13 protein-coding genes are annotated in these 15080 nt (G+C 71.6%); 9 read left to right on the plus strand and 4 right to left on the minus strand.

Going from position 1 to position 15080, the window contains the following annotated elements; genetic code table 11:
• Positions 1 to 28 precede the first annotated feature (28 nt).
• Together ABZ860_RS13690 and ABZ860_RS13695 are read right to left on the minus strand one after the other, a co-directional pair.
• Positions 29 to 2161, minus strand: a complete 2133-nt coding sequence (locus tag ABZ860_RS13690; RefSeq protein WP_357219532.1) for a hypothetical protein — start codon at positions 2159 to 2161, stop codon at positions 29 to 31.
• 75 nt (positions 2162 to 2236) lie between these two features.
• On the minus strand, positions 2237 to 2584 hold the full coding sequence (locus tag ABZ860_RS13695) for a hypothetical protein (protein WP_357219535.1): 348 nt from the start codon (positions 2582 to 2584) through the stop codon (positions 2237 to 2239).
• Here ABZ860_RS13695 and ABZ860_RS13700 point away from each other — a divergent pair.
• On the plus strand, positions 2483 to 2944 hold the full coding sequence (locus ABZ860_RS13700; RefSeq protein ID WP_357219677.1) for a transposase: 462 nt from the start codon (positions 2483 to 2485) through the stop codon (positions 2942 to 2944). The two genes, ABZ860_RS13695 and ABZ860_RS13700, sit on opposite strands and share 102 nt — an antisense overlap.
• On the opposite strand, the gene ABZ860_RS13705 is transcribed toward ABZ860_RS13700, so the two are convergent.
• Positions 2892 to 4493 (minus strand): family 10 glycosylhydrolase, encoded by a 1602-nt coding sequence (locus tag ABZ860_RS13705; protein ID WP_357219537.1) that lies wholly within the window; start codon positions 4491 to 4493, stop codon positions 2892 to 2894. The genes ABZ860_RS13700 and ABZ860_RS13705 overlap by 53 nt on opposite strands.
• Positions 4494 to 4717: 224 nt before the next feature.
• Positions 4718 to 6850 (minus strand): elongation factor G-like protein EF-G2, encoded by a 2133-nt coding sequence (locus tag ABZ860_RS13710; protein ID WP_357219540.1) that lies wholly within the window; start codon positions 6848 to 6850, stop codon positions 4718 to 4720.
• Between the two features lie 270 nt (positions 6851 to 7120).
• Here ABZ860_RS13710 and pgsA point away from each other — a divergent pair, with 270 nt between their 5' ends.
• The 8 genes from pgsA (at position 7121) to ABZ860_RS13750 (ending at position 14978) form a co-directional block, all read left to right on the plus strand.
• Positions 7121 to 7726, plus strand: coding sequence for a phosphatidylinositol phosphate synthase (gene pgsA / locus ABZ860_RS13715; RefSeq protein WP_357219543.1), 606 nt, complete (start codon positions 7121 to 7123; stop codon positions 7724 to 7726).
• Positions 7723 to 8697 (plus strand): phosphatidylinositol mannoside acyltransferase, encoded by a 975-nt coding sequence (locus ABZ860_RS13720; RefSeq protein ID WP_357219545.1) that lies wholly within the window; start codon positions 7723 to 7725, stop codon positions 8695 to 8697. Before pgsA ends, ABZ860_RS13720 begins: the two co-directional genes overlap by 4 nt.
• A complete protein-coding gene (locus ABZ860_RS13725; RefSeq protein WP_357219548.1) occupies positions 8694 to 9827 on the plus strand; it encodes a glycosyltransferase family 4 protein in 1134 nt (377 codons plus the stop codon). Before ABZ860_RS13720 ends, ABZ860_RS13725 begins: the two co-directional genes overlap by 4 nt.
• Before the next feature lie 40 nt (positions 9828 to 9867).
• Positions 9868 to 10407: a hypothetical protein gene (locus tag ABZ860_RS13730; protein WP_357219551.1), complete on the plus strand. Its 540-nt coding sequence runs from the start codon at positions 9868 to 9870 to the stop codon at positions 10405 to 10407.
• A gap of 135 nt (positions 10408 to 10542) precedes the next feature.
• Positions 10543 to 11544 (plus strand): DUF3048 domain-containing protein, encoded by a 1002-nt coding sequence (locus ABZ860_RS13735; RefSeq protein WP_357219554.1) that lies wholly within the window; start codon positions 10543 to 10545, stop codon positions 11542 to 11544.
• Between the two features lie 107 nt (positions 11545 to 11651).
• Positions 11652 to 12566 (plus strand): pyridoxal 5'-phosphate synthase lyase subunit PdxS, encoded by a 915-nt coding sequence (gene pdxS / locus ABZ860_RS13740; protein WP_357219556.1) that lies wholly within the window; start codon positions 11652 to 11654, stop codon positions 12564 to 12566.
• 210 nt (positions 12567 to 12776) lie between these two features.
• Positions 12777 to 14465: an alkaline phosphatase D family protein gene (locus ABZ860_RS13745; RefSeq protein ID WP_357219558.1), complete on the plus strand. Its 1689-nt coding sequence runs from the start codon at positions 12777 to 12779 to the stop codon at positions 14463 to 14465.
• An 87-nt stretch (positions 14466 to 14552) separates the two neighbouring features.
• Positions 14553 to 14978, plus strand: coding sequence for a MarR family transcriptional regulator (locus tag ABZ860_RS13750; protein ID WP_357219560.1), 426 nt, complete (start codon positions 14553 to 14555; stop codon positions 14976 to 14978).
• Positions 14979 to 15080: the final 102 nt, after the last annotated feature.

Below are 15080 nucleotides of genomic sequence, written 5' to 3' on the forward strand. Positions count from 1 at the left end.
CGGCCGAGAGCCGGCCGCCCGGACGGCCTCAGGCGGCCGCGGGGCTCGGAGGCGGGGCCGGCGATCCGCCGGAGGCCGGCTCGCCGTGCTGCAGGGCGCGGATGCCCGCGCTGAGGACGAGCGGCACGGCCAGAGCCAGGGCCATGGACAGCACCGCGGCCCCCGAGTCGTTGACGAGCATGCCGACCAGACCGCTGACGAGCGCGCCGAGCAGGCCCGCCCTGAGCATGGGCGCCCGTTCGAACGCGATCGGCAGCACGCCGGCGCTGGCCGCCCCCGGCCGCAGCAGCGCGAAGACGAGGAACGCGAACGCGGCGATCACCACGGGCATCAGGTTGGGGCTGAGCAGCGTGGAGAGCATCGCCCCGAGCTTGCGGGAGATCACCGGCAGGAACGTGCCGTCGGCCACCTGCCCCACGAAGCGGCCGAGGTGCGTCTGGCTGGCCGGCGGACGCAGGTAGTCGAGGTAGGCGATCGCCATCACCAGCACGCCGCCCGCCGCGCAGAAGGCGCCCAGCTTGACGATCGACACCCGCCTGCCCGCCACGATCAGAGCGGTGACCGCGATGCCCGGGACGAAGGCGATGACGCCGCCGAAGTCGCTGCCCACGCCCGGCCATCCGTCGAGCAGCATGGCGAAGGCACCGAGCGCGGCGACCAGGGCCACCGCCACGGCCTTGCGGCCCGCCCTGACCAGCCGGTCGGCGGCTGCCGTGGTGACGAGCAGCACGGCCGTGGCGAGCAACGCGAAGGGGATGTTCCCCAGGCCGTAGTAGCGGGCGCCGACCACGCCCGTGTACCCCATCAGGCTGTTGAGCTGCAGGGGCGTGCCGGTCAGCAGGTCGCCGAGCAGCACCCCCGCGGTCACCGCCGCGATCACGGTCAGCGGTCCGAGCACGCCGCGCCGCCACGGTCCGGCGAGCGCCGCCACGGTCAGCGCCGCGGCGATCGCCGCGATCGAGGCGAACAGCGTGACCGCGGGCTGTGCCGTACGGGCCCACGGGGTGAGGTTGACGAGGTAGGTCGAGACGGGGATCGAGGCGAGTGCCACGGCGGCGGCCCGTACGGCGGGCAGCCCGTCGCGGCGGCGCAGCAGCAGGAACGCGGTGACGTAGAAGAGCACCTGGAGCACGGCGAGCGTGGTGAAGAAGACGCCTGTCGCGTCGCGGATCGTCTGCCCGGCGACGTCGGCGGTGCGCAGGGCCGACACGCGCTCGTCCTGGGTTCCGCCCGTCGCATGGGTCTCGACCGGCACGCCGACGACGGCCGGGGGAGCGGCCACCCCGGTCCTGGCCAGGATCGTGGCGGTGAGATCCGGAACGATGATCATGTCGTCCCGGTGGGTGGAGCGGGCGCCGAGCGTGCCCGAAGCCCCGCCACCATGGATCATCGCGGTCCTGAGGTGGGGGACGGAACCGTGGTCGGAGAGCCCGGCGACCAGCACCGTCGCCGATCCGAGCCGCGGCAGGAACGCGCCCAGCTTCGCGTCGGCCGCCCGCGCCGCGGCCCGCCGCGCGTCGGCGGACAGGAGCTCGGGCACCTCGCTCAGCCGGTCGCCGGAGACGTAGGGCGCGATGAGGTCGGGGATCTCCACGGCGACCACGTCGCCGCGCGACCACTGTGTGACCTCGGCGGGGGAGGGGGCGTAGACGTCCACCCTGCCCTCGCGGTCGGCCAGCGCGAGCGCCGCTCCCGGCCCGACGGCCATCGTCGTCCGCCCGGCCGCGTGCAGGGCCTGCCCCAGCGTGCCCGCCTCGCGCTGCTCCCGCACCTCCCACAGCCAGGAGAACTCGGGGACGACCGCCCCCTCGCCGTCGGCTTCGGGCGTGGGGGCCATGCCGCACGCTCCCCCCACCGCCGACCGCACCCCGGCAGAGACTGTGAGCCAGGCGTCGTACGGGCAGGTGTCCTTGCGTACGGCCCGCACCGACAGGGAGCCGAGGGCGGACTCGCCGGCGAGCCGCCACAGGTTCGGGGTGTCGGCCGGGGTGACGTCGCTCCACATCAGGCCGGGGATTCCGACGAGCACGACCCGTTCGCCGCGCGCCGTCGCCGGCCCGGCCGCGAGTCCGGCGGCCGCGACCGCCGCGGGAGTGCAGGCCACGACCGACACGCCGAACACGACGGCGGCGACCGCGCGCTTCACCCACGTGCCTCTCACCGGCGACCCCCCGTAAGTGATCTTGAAAAAACTCGCGACCACGCTACCAGGATTCGTCCGCAGCGCTCCGGCCTTTCAGGCGGGGTGAAGCGTACTGTCCGGTGAACTCACAGGGGGCCGGTTTCGCTGTTCGTTGTACTGGCGCAGGACATTGACAGGTTCGCCGCCCACACTCGCGGCGAAGGAGGCGCGCGACCACAGCGTATTCGGCCGGTTCGCACTCGAAGTCGGTAGAGACGGCAGCAGGCGTTCGCGGACCTGAATACCGCCTCCGCTTTCCTGCGGCGGGCGGAGAAGAAACTCACGCGGCTCCAGCGGGCGCTGTCCCGCAAGAGCGAAGGGGCGAACAACCGGGCCAAGGCCCGGCAACAGGGTGCCCGCCGGCATGCGAAGGTCGCCGACGCGCGCCGCGAGTTCCACCACCGGCAATCCACGAAGCTGATCCGCGACAACCAAGCGATCTATGTGGAAGATCTGGCGGTCAACGGGCTAGCACGCACCCGGTTGGCCAGGAGTGTGCACGACGCCGGCTGGTCATCCTTCGCGACCATGCTGGAGTACGAAGCCCGCATGCACGGGCAGGTCTTCCATCGGATCGGCCGGTGGTTTCCCTCCTCCAAGCTCTGCTCCAAGTGCGGGGCGGTTGCCGCGTCCATGCCGCTCGACAACATCCTCGCCGCGGCATTCCGCGACGACCCGTCCCGAGGGAGGGAGGGCGCGGGGGGCGGGGTCAGGCGGCCCGGGTCGCCGGGCTCTCGTTGCCGAGGCGGTCGACGGCGGTGACGTAGTAGGCCCCGGGGGCGCCGGCGGCGTACGACGGAGCCTGGGAAGCCGGCACGACGGCGACCAGGTTGCGGGCGTCCGCCGTGGCGCAGGAGGCGTCCTTGCCCGTCACCCGGTAGATCCCGTACGCCTGGGCGCCCGGCTGGGCCTGCCACGTCAGCGTCCCGCCGGCCGCCTTCACCCCGCGCGGGGCCGCGGGCGCGGACCCCTGCCTGAGCACCGGCGGCAGCGCCGGGCGGGCGTAGTGGCTCTTCATGATCCGGTCGAGCACGCCCAGCGGGTTCTTCACCAGTTGCGCGGCGCTGAAGTAGACGTCGCCCGAGATCTCCGGATACTTGCGGTTCAGCGTGAGGTGGGCGGGCAGCTCGCCCGCCTTGGTCCAGGCCGGGGTGTCGGCGGCGCCCACCCGGTAGAGCGCCTGCCCGATGTAGAGGTCGACGTCGGTGCCCTTCACCGCGTCGGCCCACCACTTGGCGAGCACGGAGTAGTCGGCCGCGGCGAATCCCCGGGGCCAGTAGAGCTGGGGCATCACGTAGTCGACCGAGCCCGCCTTGATCCACGCCCTGGCGTCCGCGTAGATCGAGTCGTAGGCCGACATGCCCTTGGTGGCCGAGCCCGCCGGGTCCTCGGCCGTGTTGCGCCAGATGCCGAACGGGCTGATCCCGAAGACGGCGTACGGCTTGGCCGTGTGCACCGCCTGCGAGACCTGGGCGACCAGCTGGTTCACGTTGCGCCGCCGCCAGTCGGCGAGCGTCAGGCCCTTGCCGTACTTCTTGTAGGCGGCCTGGTCGGCGAACCGCGTGCCCCGGCCCGGGTAGGGGTAGAAATAGTCGTCGAAGTGGACCCCGTCGACGTCGTAGCGCTTGACGACGTCCGTCACGACCGTGGTCACCCAGTCGCGCACCTGCGGCAGGCCGGGGTTGTAGTACAGCTTGCCCTCGTGCTTGACGGTCCAGTCGGGATGCAGCCGCGCCGGGTGCCCGTCGGGCAGCTTGGAGGTGGCCGAGTCGGCCGCCCGGTAGGGGTTGAACCAGGCGTGGAACTGCAGGCCGCGCTTGTGGGCCTCCTCCACCAGGAACGGCAGCGGGTCCCAGCCGGGGTCCTTGCCCGCCGTGCCGGTGAGCCACTGGGACCACGGCTCCAGCGGCGAGCGGTAGATCGCGTCCGAGGCGGGCCGCACCTGGAAGAACACCGCGTTCAGTCGCCGTTTGACCGCGTTGTCGAGGATTTTCACATATTCGGCCTTCTGCCGGTCGGGCGACAGCCCCGGCTTCGACGGCCAGTCGAGATTGTGCACGGTGGCGATCCAGACGCCGCGAAGCTGGCGCTTGGGGTATTTCACGCTGGTGGCGCAGGTGTCGGCCGCCGTGAGCGTCTCCGCCTCGACCTGCTGCCGCGTCGCCTTCACCGCCGCCGTACGACCGGTCTTCTCGGCGCCGACCTTTTCGGCCTGGGCGCCGGGGCCGAGCGTGTAGGCGGCTCCGACGGCGACGGCGGCGATGACGGTGGTGGCGATCAACGGGCGGATGACCTGTCCCCGCTCGGTCACGTGGCTACCCCTCTGATTTGCCAGTAAGTCCGGCCATAAGTCTTACATCGGCAAAAGAGCGGTTTAGCCAGAAAAACGAAATGAACTTGTGATGCGGATGTGACGCGGGGCACCCTCTGGGGCTCCCCTTACTCCACGCGAACGAAACCCGGCTCCGGCGACGGCGCGGTTGAGCTGCGAAGACCCCGGCGGACGGGAGGCGGCCGCCGGGGTCTCCGATCGGACTACTGCTCGCCCGCCGCGGCCACCTTGTCGGCGAGATGGGCGGGCAGGGGCTCGTACCGCAGGAAGGAACGGCTGAACGTGCCCGCCCCGTGGGACAGCGACCGCAGGTCGATCGCGTAGCGCGTGACCTCCAGTTGCGGCACCTCGGCGCGCACCAGCGTGCGGCCGGTGCCGACCGGCTCGGTGCCGAGCACCCTCCCGCGGCGGGAGGACAGGTCGGACATCACGGCTCCGACGTACTCGTCCGACACGAGCACCGACACCTCGTCCACCGGTTCGAGCAGGTGCGTCGCCACCTTGGACGCGGCGTCCTTGAGCGCGAGCTGACCGGCGATCTGGAAGGCCATGTCGGAGGAGTCGACCGAGTGGGCCTTGCCGTCGTAGAGCGTCACGCGGACGTCGACCATCGGATAGCCGGCGACGACGCCGCGCTCCATCTGCGCCCGCACGCCCTTCTCCACCGACGGGATGAACTGCCGCGGCACCACGCCGCCCACGATCTTGTCGACGAACTCGAACCCGCCGCCCGACGGCAGCGGCTCGACCTCGATGTGGCAGATCGCGTACTGCCCGTGGCCGCCGGTCTGCTTGACGTTGCGGCCCATGCCCTGCGCCTTGCCGGCGAACGTCTCCCGCAGCGGCACGCGCAGGTCGATCTTCTCGACCTCGACCCCGTGCCGCTTGGCCAGGCGGTCGAGCAGGACGTCGGAGTGCGCCTCGCCCATGCACCACAGCACGAGCTGGCGGGTCTCGGCGTTGTTCTCCAGCCGAAGGGTCGGGTCCTCCGCGACCAGGCGGGCCAGGGCCTGGCTGAGCTTGTCCTCGTCGGCCTTCGACCTCGCCCTGATGGCGACCGGCAGCAGCGGCTCGGGCATGGTCCACGCCTCGACCAGCAGCGGGTCGTCCTTGTCGGAGAGCGTGTCGCCCGTCTCGGTCCGCGACAGCTTGGCGACCGCGCAGATGTCCCCGGCGACGCACTTGCCCACGGTCCGCTGCGACTTGCCGAGCGGCGACGACAGCGTGCCCACGCGCTCGTCGACGTCGTGGTCCTCGTGCCCCCGTTCCGCCAGTCCGTGGCCGGAGACGTGCACCGTCATGTCCGGCCGCAGCGTGCCCGAGAAGACCCGGACCAGGCTGATCCGCCCGACGTACGGGTCGCTCGTGGTCTTCACGACCTCGGCCACGAGGGGGCCGTCCGGATCGGCGGTGATCTCCCTGCACGGCTTGCCGTCGATCGAGGTGATCTTCGGCAGCGGGTGCTCCAGAGGCGAAGGGAAGCCCTGCGTGACGATCTCCAGAAGCTCCAGCATGCCGACGCCGGGCGCCGTGGCGAGGACCGGGTAGAAGCCGGCCCGCGCGACCGCCTTCTCCAGGTCGTCGATGAGCACCTTGGTGTCGATCGTCTCGCCGGAGAGGTAACGGTCCATCAGGGACTCGTCCTCGCTCTCCTGGATGATCCCCTCGATGAGGTCGCCGCGGTACTGCTCGATGAGCGTGAGCTGGTCGGCGTCGGGCTCCCGCTCGGTCCGGCGCCCGCCGCCGTAGTCGAACAGCCGCTGCGACAGCAGGCCGAGCAGCCCGGTGCCGTCCACCGGCAGGTAGAGCGGCGCCACGCCGTCGCCGAACGTGTCCTGGCAGGTGGCGAGGACCTCGTCGAAGTTGGCGCGCTGATGGTCGATCTTGGTGATGACCACGGCGCGGGGCATCCCGACGAGCGCGCACTCCTCCCAGAGCATGCGGGTGAGCCCGTCCACGCCCTCGGCCGCCGAGACGACGAACAGCGCCGCGTCGGCCGCGCGCAGCCCGGCCCGCAGGTCGCCGACGAAGTCGGCGTACCCCGGGGTGTCCAGAAAATTGATCTTGATGCCGTTGTGGACGACGGGGGCGACCGACAGGTTGACGGAACGCTGCTGGCGCACCTCGACCTCGTCGAAGTCGCTGACCGTGGTGCCGTCCTCGACCCGGCCGGGGCGCTGGATGGTGCCCGTCTCCGCGAGCAGCGCCTCGACCAGCGTGGTCTTCCCGGCCCCGGAATGGCCGACCAGCACGACATTGCGCACCATGTCCGGCCGATCGGCCGCGGGTGCCCTGCCCGCGGCCCCTGTTGTCGCGCCGGATGATCTTTCGGCCACATCGCCTCCCGAATCTCTGAGCGGTCGGGATGGGCACGTGGCACGCACCCCGCGCCGGCCGCTCGTGCCGTCGCTGTCCGCGCCCGGGGGCCTCGCCCACTCAGGACCGTGCGGCGGCCGGCACGGAGGGGTTCACCTCCGCGTCATCCCCGCGCGGTCCTGCGGGCGCGTGCTCTTCACCCTTTACCCATGTGGCGCATATCACAAGACTTTTCGGCGGAATGTGCTTGCGAGGTGCGGCGGCGCTGGATGGCCTACGATCGGACGGCGATGTTGAACATCCTGCGCCCCGCCGTCACCCGAGTCATGACCCCGCTGGGGCGAGCCCTCGCCCGGTGGGGGATCTCGCCCGATGTGATCACCACGATCGGCACGCTCGGAGTGGTGGCCTCCGCTCTCGTCTTCTACCCGCTCGGGCATCTGTTCACGGGAACGCTCGTCATCACGTTCTTCGTGCTCGCCGACCTCCTGGACGGCGTGCTGGCCCGGATGACGGGCAAGGGGAGCACGTGGGGCGCCTTCCTGGACTCCACGCTCGACCGTCTCGGCGACGCCTCGATCTTCTCGGGGCTGATCCTCTACTTCGTCCTCAAGGACGAGCCCGAGATCGTCCTCGCGACAGTCGCGCTCTTCTGCCTCGTCGCGGGAGCATTGGTCTCCTACGCCAAGGCCAGGGCCGAGGGCCTCGGCATGACCGCGAACGTCGGCATCGCCGAACGGGGGGAGCGTCTCGTGGTCGTGCTCGTCGCGGCCGGCCTGTCCGGCCTCGGCGTGCCGTACGTCCTGGCGGCCGGGCTCTGGCTGCTCGCCGCCGCCAGCGCCGTCACGGTCGTCCAGCGGATGGTGCACGTCTACAGACAGGCGGTGGTCAGATGAAGGGCACGGCCGGCCCACCCCCCGGGCGGCCCCCGCGACCCGGCGCGGCGCCGCTCGCCGACCGGCTGGTCGCGGCGGCGTACACCGCCGGCTGGGCCGTGGTCCGCTACGTGCCGGAACGGCTGGCCGCCTGGTTCTTCCGGGTCCTCGCCGACTGGCTGTGGCGCAGGCGGGGCACGTCCGTGCGCCGTCTGGAGGCCAACCTGGCCCGCGTCGTCGGCGGCGACCCCGGCGACCACGCCGTACGCGACCTGAGCCGGGCCGGCATGCGCTCCTACTTCCGCTACTGGATGGAGTCGTTCCGCTTCACCGCCTACAGCCGCGAGCGCATCCTCGACGGCACCCGGGCCACCGGGGGCGAGCACATCTTCGACAACCTCGCCCGGGGCAGGGGAGTGGTGATCGCACTGCCCCACATGGGCAACTACGACCTCGCCGGAGCCTGGCTGGTCCACATGGGCCACCGCTTCACCACCGTCGCCGAACGACTGAAGCCGGAGTCGCTGTTCGAGCGATTCGTCACCTACCGCGAGCAACTCGGCATGGAGGTGCTGCCGCTGACCGCCAGGGACGGCGGCAGCGCGATGGCGTTCGGCACGCTCGCCAAGCGGCTGCGCGAGGGCAAGCCGGTCTGCCTGCCCGCCGAGCGCGACCTGACCGCCTCCGGCGTCGAGGTCGAGTTCTTCGGCGCCAGGACGCGCATGGTCGCCGGCCCGGCCGTGCTGGCGATCCAGACGGGCGCCGCGCTGCTGCCCGCCGTGCTGTGGTTCGACGGCGAGGGCTGGGGCATCCGGGTGCATGAGGAGATCCCCGTCCCGGCCGAGGGGACGCGGGAGCAGAAGGTCGGGGTGATGACCCAGGCCGTGGCGGCGGTGTTCGAGAAGGGCATCGCCGAGCATCCGGAGGACTGGCACATGCTCCAGCGCCTATGGCTCGACGACCTGGAGCCCCGCGGCGGGGCCGAGTCGTGAACGTCGGCATCGTCTGCCCGTACACCTGGGAGGTCCCCGGGGGCGTGCAGGCGCACATCAGGGACCTCGCCGAGGCGCTCATCGACGACGGGCACAAGGTGTCCGTCATCGCCCCCGCGGGCGACGACGCCGAACTGGAGGCGTACGTGACCCCGGCGGGCCGCGCCGTGCCCGTGCCGTACAACGGGTCGGTCGCCCGCCTGGCGTTCGGGTTCCTGTCGGCCAACCGGGTGCGCAAGTGGATCAGGGAGGGCGGGTTCGACGTGCTGCACGTGCACGAGCCCGCCGTGCCGTCCCTCGGCGTGCTCGCCTGCTGGGTCGCCCGCGGGCCGATCGTGGCGACGTTCCACGCCTCCTACGAGCGGTCGCGGGCGATGTCGGTGGCCGCGCCGATGCTGCAGAGCGCGCTGGAGAAGATCACGGGCAGGATCGCGGTCTCCGACGCCGCCCGAAAGACGCTGGTGGAGCACCTGGGCGGCGACGCGGTGCTGATCCCGAACGGCGTCACGGTGCGCAGGTACGCCGAGGGCGAGCCGCTGCCGGGCTGGGGCCCCGACGGCAACGTGATCGGCTTCCTCGGGCGGATGGACGAGCCGCGCAAGGGCCTGGCCGTGCTGCTGGAGGCCTTCGCCCTGCTGGCCCCCGAGCGGCCCGCGCTGCGCCTGCTGATCGCCGGTCCGGGCGACCCCGACGACGTGCTCGGGCGGGTGCCCAAGCAGTTCCGGGACAGGGTCGGGCTGCTCGGCATGGTCAGCGAGGCCGACAAGGTGCGCGCCTACCACTCCGTGGACGTCTTCTGCGCGCCCAACCTCGGCGGGGAGAGCTTCGGGATCGTGCTCACCGAGGCCATGTCGGCCGGGGCGCCGATCCTCGCCAGCGACATCCCCGCCTTCCGGCGCGTGCTGGGGGACGGGCAGGCGGGGGCGCTGTTCGCGACCGGGGACGCCGCCGCCCTGGCCGGGGAGGCCGCCCGGCTGCTCGACGACCCCGAGCGACGCACGAAGCTCTCCGACGAGGCCCGCCAGGCGGTGTGGAAGTACGACTGGTCGACGGTCGCGCGGGAGGTCGTGCGCGTCTACGAGACGGTCACCCATGCCAGCGCGGGTGTGGTGGAGGACGTGTTGCCATGACGATCCGCAGCGATCAGGCCACGTGCCGGGAGGCGCCGGCGTGACCACGACCCTGATCCTCGTGGCGGCCGTGGTCGTCGTGCTGTTCGCCGTCTACGTCTCCTGGCGGGCCGGGCGGCTCGACCGCCTCCACATCCGCCTGGAGACCGCGCAGGCCGCGCTCGACGCCGCGCTGCTGCGCCGCGCCGCGGTCTGCCTGGAGCTCGCAGGCTCGCGCATCCTCGACCCCGCCACCTCGCTGGTGCTCGCCGCGGCCGCCCACGAGGCCCGTACGGCGGGGCCGGACGAGCGCGAGCACGCCGAGAGCGACCTGTCGAGGACGCTGCGGGCGGTGGTCGACCAGGAGCGGTTCCGGGAGAAGCTGGCCGAGCACGCCGCGGGCGCGGCGTTGCTGGAGGAACTGGACACGGCGGTCGCCAAGGTCGTCTACTCGCGCCGGTTCTACAACAACGCCGCCGGCGTCACCCGTACGGCGCAGCGGCGCTGGCTGGCCCGGACGCTGCGCCTGGCCGGGCACACCGATCCGCCCCGTTTCTTCGACATCGACGACGAACCGCCCGAATCCCTCGCTACTGGATAGTCACTTTTTGTCGGGTATTTCGGGCCGATCCCGGTAAGCTCATGCCGTTTCATTGCCATGCTGGTCAACGGGTCCGCGTGGGCCAGGTCCGTCGTGCCTGGTGGCGGGGGCTTTCCACCGGGAGGAGCGGGTACGGTGCGGGCAGGGATCGGCTTCACGCTGGCCATGGCGGTCATCCTGACCGCAACCGCGTGCTCGGGCGACGACAAGCCCGCCGCCCAGTCCCAGGACGCGAGCCCGCTGGCGTCCCCGTCGCCGACGCCGCCTCCCGAGCATCCGTTCACCGGCCGCCCCGTCGCCGCCCGCAAGCCGGTCCTCGCCGTGAAGATCGAGAACACCCACGCGGGCAAGCCGCAGCTGGGCCTGCGCAGCGCCGACGTCGTCTTCGTCGAGCAGGTCGAGGGCGGGCTCACCCGGCTCATGGCCATCTTCTCCTCCAAGCTGCCCGCGCAGGTGGGACCGGTCCGCAGCGCCCGCATCTCCGACCTGCACATCCTCCCGATGTTCGGCAAGCCCGCCCTGGCCTACTCCGGCGTGCAGACGAAGATGATCCCCTACGTCCAGAAGGCCTCGCTGTTCGACGTGTCCGACAGCCGGGTCCCCGGCGCCTACACCCGCGCGCCGGGCCGGGTCGCGCCGTACAACCTCGTCGGCAGCCCGAGGAAGCTGCTCGCCAAGGCGCCGCAGGCGAGCAAGGCGGACGACATCGGCTTCGTCTTCTCCGACGAACCGCCGGCCGGGGGCACGCCGCAGAAGAGCGTCACCGTCCGCTATCCGGCGGCCCGCTTCACCTTCGCCTGGTCGGCGGCGCAGAAGCGCTGGCTGGTGACGCAGGACGGCGAGAAGGACATGGCGGCCGAGGGCGGCCAGCAGGGCGCCCCGACGATCGTCATCCAGTGGGTGAAGACCGACCGCTCGGAGTTCCACGACTTCACCGGCAGCTACACCCCGCTCGTGCACACGGTCGGCAAGGGCACCGGCGTCGTGCTCAGGGACGGCCAGGCCTACCGGGTGAAGTGGTCGCGCGCATCGGAGAAGGAGGGCACCACCTACACCATGGCCGACGGCACGCCCATGCCGTTCGCCCGCGGCCAGGTCTGGGTGGTGCTCGCCTCGCGCAAGCCCGTCGCGCCATGATGGACAAAAGGCCCGGCCGGCTCTGACAAATGGGTGCGTCGGGTGCGGGATCGGCCAGCGCCTACCATGGAGGGGATTCCGTAGGCCCGCCGTCGTGAGGTAGCACCGTGTCCAGCAGCACGCCCGAAGTCAACGAGACCACCGCCGTCGGCACCGCCCGCGTGAAGCGCGGCATGGCCGAGATGCTCAAGGGCGGTGTCATCATGGACGTCGTCACCCCGGAGCAGGCCAAGATCGCCGAGGACGCCGGAGCCGTCGCCGTCATGGCGCTGGAGCGCGTCCCCGCCGACATCCGTGCCCAGGGCGGCGTGTCCCGGATGAGCGACCCCGACATGATCGAGGGCATCATCAACGCCGTCTCCATCCCGGTGATGGCCAAGGCCAGGATCGGCCACTTCGTCGAGGCCCAGGTGCTCCAGGCGCTCGGGGTCGACTACATCGACGAGTCCGAGGTCCTCACCCCGGCCGACTACGCCAACCACATCGACAAGTGGCAGTTCACCGTTCCCTTCGTGTGCGGGGCCACCAACCTCGGCGAGGCGCTGCGCCGCATCACCGAGGGCGCCGCCATGATCCGCTCCAAGGGCGAGGCCGGGACCGGCGACGTCTCCAACGCCACCACCCACATGCGCCAGATCCGGGGCGAGATCAAGCGCCTCACCTCGCTGCCCGAAGACGAGCTGTACGTCGCCGCCAAGGAACTGCAGGCGCCGTACGAGCTGGTGGCCGAGGTCGCCAAGAGCGGCAAGCTGCCGGTGGTGCTGTTCACCGCGGGCGGCATCGCCACCCCGGCCGACGCCGCGATGATGATGCAGCTCGGCGCCGAGGGCGTCTTCGTCGGCTCGGGCATCTTCAAGTCCGGCGATCCCGCCAAGCGCGCCGCCGCCATCGTCAAGGCCACCACGTTCTACGACGACCCCGACGTGATCGCCAAGGTCTCGCGCGGCCTGGGCGAGGCGATGGTCGGCATCAACGTCGACGACATCCCCGTGCCGCACCGCCTCGCCGAGCGCGGCTGGTAGACGGCCCAGGAAGCTCGGCACACAGGAGAGAGACGCTCGGCTGGGACATCCCGGCCGGGCGTTCTTGCTGTCCGCGCGCCGACGCCGGGATGGGCGTGCGGTGATGTCGCCTTTCGGAGGACCGATATCGTTCCGCCGATCTTTGCTCTCCTGTCACGATCGATCGTCAGGCTGCGGGCGTCCCCCCTCTGATCGTCACAGGGAGCCCAATTGCCCGGCCTCGATCGTCGTTCCTTCCTGGTCACCGGACTCGCCGCGGGCGCCGTCGCCGCGATCCCCGCCGCCGCCTCCGCGGCCCCCGCACCCACCCCCGAGGCGGCGGGTGAACTCGCCTCCCGAGACCTGCGCTCCGACCCCTTCACCCTCGGCGTGGCCTCGGGAGACCCCGACCACGCCGGCTTCGTGATCTGGACCCGCCTCGCCCCGCAGCCGCTGGCCGAGGACGGGCTCGGCGGCATGCCGCAGCGGGCCTTCCCCGTGCAGTGGCAGGTCTACGCCGACGAGAGTTGCCGCCGCGTGGTGCGGGCGGGCGTGGCCGAGGCGAGCCCGGAATGGGGGCACAGCGTCCACGTCGAGGTGGACCACCTGCAGCCCGGCAGGGAGTACTGGTACCGCTTCCGCCTCGGGCCGTACGTCTCACCGGCCGGCAGGGCCCTGACCGCGCCGCACCCGCTGTCGTTCGGCGGCCCGCTGACGATGGCCTTCGTGTCCTGCGCGCAGTTCGAGCACGGCTACTTCACCTCCTACCGCCGCCTCGCCGAGGACCACCCGGACCTGGTCCTCCATCTGGGCGACTACCAGTACGAGTACACCAAGAACACCTACGTCGCCGCCGGCGGCAACGTGCGCGACCACGAGGGGCCGGAGACGATGACGCTGGCGAACTACCGCCAGCGGCACGCGCAGTACAAGACCGACCCCGACCTGCAGGCCGCGCACGCCGGCGCGCCGTGGCTGGTCGTCTTCGACGACCACGAGGTGGACAACAACTGGGCCGACGAGATGCCGGAGCACCCGGAGGAGCAGCCCACCTTCCTCGAGCGCAGGGCCGCCGCCTTCCGCGCCTACTACGAGAACATGCCGCTGCGCCGCACCTCGGTGCCGCGCGGCATCGACATGCAGCTCTACCGGCGCGTCAGGTGGGGGGCGATGGCGAACTTCCACATGCTCGACACCCGGCAGTTCCGCGACGACCAGGGCTGCGGCGACGGCTACAAGGACTGCCCGGAGGCGGTCGACCCGGCCCGCTCGATCATGGGCTTCGAGCAGGAGGCGTGGCTGCTCGACGGGTTCCGCCGGTCGCGGGCCCGCTGGGACGTCATCGGCCAGCAGGTCTTCTTCGGCCAGCGCGACAACAACGCCGGCCCGGCGAAGATCACCAGCCAGGACGCCTGGGACGGCTACGTCGCCTCGCGGCAGCGTGTCACCCAGGGCTGGATCGACGCCGGCGTGCGCAACCCGGTCGTGCTCACGGGAGACGTGCACGCGCACTGGGCCGGCGACCTGAAGCTGGACTACGACGACCCGACCGGCCCCACGGTCGGGTCCGAGCTGGTGGCGACCTCCATCAGCACCACCGGCGACGGGGCCGACTCCGACCCGGCGGCGCACCCGTTCCTGAAGATCAACCCCCACCTGAAGTTCTACAACAACCAGCGCGGCTACGTCCTCACCAAGATCGACAAGGACGCGCTGACCGCCGACTTCAGGGTGGTGCCCGTCGTCTCGGCCCCCGGCTCCGAGGTGCGCACCAGGGCGACGTTCGTGATCGAGGACAGGGTGCCCGGCGTGCAGCAGACGTACCTGCGCCCGCTCGACCCCTCGATCGCGGCGCGGAGTGAGATGACGGCCGAGGACATGGTGGAGGCGACCGTTCGGCAGGAGACCGAGCGCCCCTGACGGCGCGCTGCGGCGGGCGGCGTCCCCTTTCCGGGGACGCCGCCCGCTTCGTCTGTCCCGGCCCGGCCACCGTTATGGTGACCTGCTATGACGACCGACGACACCGGACGGCTCGCCGAGAACCTGTCACGCGAGCTGCGCCACATCGTGATGCTGCTGCGCCGTACGACGGCCGGGCAGCCGGTCACCGCCCAGCAGTACTCCGTGCTCGGCTCCCTGGAGGACGGCGCGCGCCGGATGACCGACCTCGCCGAGGAGCACGGCGTGCAGCTCCCGACCATGAGCGTGCAGGTCAACCGTCTGGAAGAGGCCGGTCTCGTCGCGCGGGGCAGCGACGCCTCCGACGCGCGGGTGCGCACCGTCGAGCTGACGGGCGAGGGCCGCGACCGCCTCCGGGCCGTACGGCAGGCCAGGATCGCCTACCTGTCCGGCCGGCTGGGCGCGCTGACCCCCGAGGAACGCTCGGCCATCGCCCGCGCCCTCCCCGCCCTCGCGAAACTGGGTCGTGTCTGACAAAACATGCCCTGCTGCGCGATGGGCGGCCTTTGTCAGACACTCCCTGGCCGTGTCTGATTTATCGTTTTGGGCGGGCAAGACCGTGGCCATACGCTGAAC

Source organism: Microbispora sp. NPDC046973, from assembly GCF_040644495.1.
Taxonomy (GTDB): domain Bacteria; phylum Actinomycetota; class Actinomycetes; order Streptosporangiales; family Streptosporangiaceae; genus Microbispora.